Source organism: Mesorhizobium tamadayense (genome assembly GCF_003863365.1).
Classification (GTDB): domain Bacteria; phylum Pseudomonadota; class Alphaproteobacteria; order Rhizobiales; family Rhizobiaceae; genus Mesorhizobium; species Mesorhizobium tamadayense.
In genome coordinates this window covers 1-2,108 of the sequence record NZ_RQXT01000133.1, presented here as the reverse complement: position 1 = coordinate 2,108, position 2,108 = coordinate 1, and the positions used below count along the sequence as shown (strand labels likewise).

General features: G+C 59.2%; 4 protein-coding genes. 3 read left to right on the top strand and 1 reads right to left on the bottom strand.

Annotated features, from left to right (window positions below; translation table 11 throughout):
• Positions 1 to 318: 318 nt before the first annotated feature.
• The 3 genes from EH240_RS36745 to EH240_RS36735 all read left to right on the top strand — a co-directional run bounded on the left by EH240_RS36745 (position 319) and on the right by EH240_RS36735 (position 1,615).
• On the top strand, positions 319 to 621 hold the full coding sequence (locus EH240_RS36745) for a DUF982 domain-containing protein (RefSeq protein WP_125007212.1): 303 nt from the start codon (positions 319 to 321) through the stop codon (positions 619 to 621).
• A 206-nt stretch (positions 622 to 827) separates the two neighbouring features.
• The gene (locus EH240_RS36740; RefSeq protein WP_125007211.1) at positions 828 to 1,076 is read left to right on the top strand and encodes a DUF982 domain-containing protein; all 249 of its coding nucleotides are present in this window, start codon (positions 828 to 830) and stop codon (positions 1,074 to 1,076) included.
• 275 nt (positions 1,077 to 1,351) lie between these two features.
• Positions 1,352 to 1,615, top strand: a complete 264-nt coding sequence (locus EH240_RS36735; protein WP_167484326.1) for a DNA -binding domain-containing protein — start codon at positions 1,352 to 1,354, stop codon at positions 1,613 to 1,615.
• A 244-nt stretch (positions 1,616 to 1,859) separates the two neighbouring features.
• Here EH240_RS36735 and EH240_RS36730 read toward each other — a convergent pair.
• A partial coding sequence (locus EH240_RS36730) for a DUF1173 family protein (protein ID WP_245436707.1) occupies positions 1,860 to 2,108 on the bottom strand: 249 nt, incomplete at its 5' end.

The window sequence follows — 2,108 nt, the reverse complement described above, 5'->3', positions numbered from 1 at the left end:
GGGCAGTTCATGCGGGCCCTCACTTCGCAGGCGGTCATATTGTGGCTCGGCAGTTAAACGGGGCCTTTCAATTTGTGTGGCTCATCCGCCGTTAGAGAATGACGGCACCCGGGGGTATGTTCTCCTCAGATCAGGCCAGGAAGGAAGATAGATGCCTGAGCAGGCTTCGCCGGACTTCGCGGTGATGCGCAGCCGAACTGCTTACCGAGGATGCAGATCACGCATCTTCTTCCGACAGCACATTTCTGCAATGGTCGGCGGGCGTCGATGCGGCCCGGCGTCGCGCAAATTGGCTATGAAGCAGGTGGGAGGGAACGAATGAACGCTGAGGCTTTCAGCAGCCCCATTTTCGTGAAGCGAGCCAGCTATATCGTGCAAGAGATTGCCAGTCCTGCGGACGCCATCGAGTTTCTCAATGAGTGGCCCGAGGATCGCAGAGACCTGACCTACGAGACCGCCCTGAAGGCGTGTTGCGATGCGTATGCTGGGCACATACCTGTGGGCGCAGCCAGCAATGCCTTTATCGGCTTTGCGAAGCGAGTTGCCATATTGGAGGACCCAACCTCCGCTATGCAGTGGCTCGCTGCGTGCAAGGCGGGCAGCGGAAAAGTGCAGGCATAGGCTTTCCACAAACTGTGCGACACTGGCGCAAGGCGACCTTGTCGAGATTGAGCTAGCCAAATCCCGCGCCACCGGACATAAACCAGACTGCGCTCATGACCACCGCTTGGACGCCAGCAATCAAGTTTAGCTGTGGGGATGCAGCCGAATCTTTCGGCTAAGGAATAAGTGTAGCGAGGCTGTCGCCGCTGGGCGTAGGGGGAGTGATGACCGGCTCGAGCAGATTTGAAAGGCCAGTCGTTGTTCAAGTCAGCCGTCACAGTTCGGAGCGTGTCGTGTTCGATGTCAATGACGCGTCCAACATCTTGCTGCGGCATCTCCATCGTCAGACCGCGAAGCGCAAGGCAGCAATGGACGCCTGTCTGCAGGTGTTGCGAGGTGAGGCTCATCCACCAGTCGCTCGGCGTGCTTTTGTCGCAGCCGCGCTCGAAGCAAAGATTCTGCGCAGCGACTGAGAGCTTGGACGCGCGCTCATGAATTTCGTTCATCTCGGCATCGCTGCAGTTTTCCGCGCCTCGCGCGCACGCCGTCCACACGGAGCGAACTCGAGGATCTGCCGCATTGAGCCTGGGGCTGGGCGGCAGAATATTGAAGCTGTCTCGAAGCACGGCCGCGGCGGGACATTTGCGGAGAGATCAGGGATTGTCATTTAGGACTATGATTGCTGTCCGCTTTGGCTAACCTGTCGAAGGAATATCCCACTGAAATAATGATGGAGTACCGAACTGCCATGAAAGTCGGAACGAAACCGGCAATCCAGGAAGAAGTGCCATGGTCCGACAGCCTGACCACGTACGATAAGCAGCACCACACGCTCTACCTGAGGTTCCTGGATGCGGCCGCTGATGATGCCAGCTATGAGGAGATGGCGCAGGAGATCCTCGGCATCGATCCGGTGCAGGAACCGGAGCGAGCCCGCAAAGCCGCGCGAAGCCATCTCGATCGGGCGAACTGGATGGTGACGACAGGGTACAAAGAATTGTTCGCGAGATAACGGAGAATGGGCGGCAGCCCCCGCGCTCCTCAGCAGCAGATTGGTCCAGGCGTCCACTAGCGACGCGATCCGTTGCTTCGGCGATGGCCTTCCTGATCCGGCGCTGGATCTTGCACCATCAAACCTCCATCTCGGCCGTTTCCTTGCCCAGAGGCAGGCCTACCGGTCGCGCGAATTCGACCCATGAGATTGGGCGGCTCGCAGAGCCGGCGTTGCCCCTGAGAAGTGCCGCCAGCGCGGTCTGCTATGTGCTCCACATCACAAGCAAAGGCTCTCGTCCAAGAAGAACACGAACCCTGGCATTGTGCTTGACTATCAACTTGTGGCCGCTCCGAGCCGGGCTGAACTCCTTGACCTCGCCGACGAGGATCATCAGCTTTCTGGGGCCGCTCTTCGGGGGCAGCGCAGGTGCAAGCGCCTGCCCGCGCCTTTGCTCGATCGCGAATTTCTCGGCGGACCGGAACGGCTCGAGCACGAACAGGATTTCGCTCAG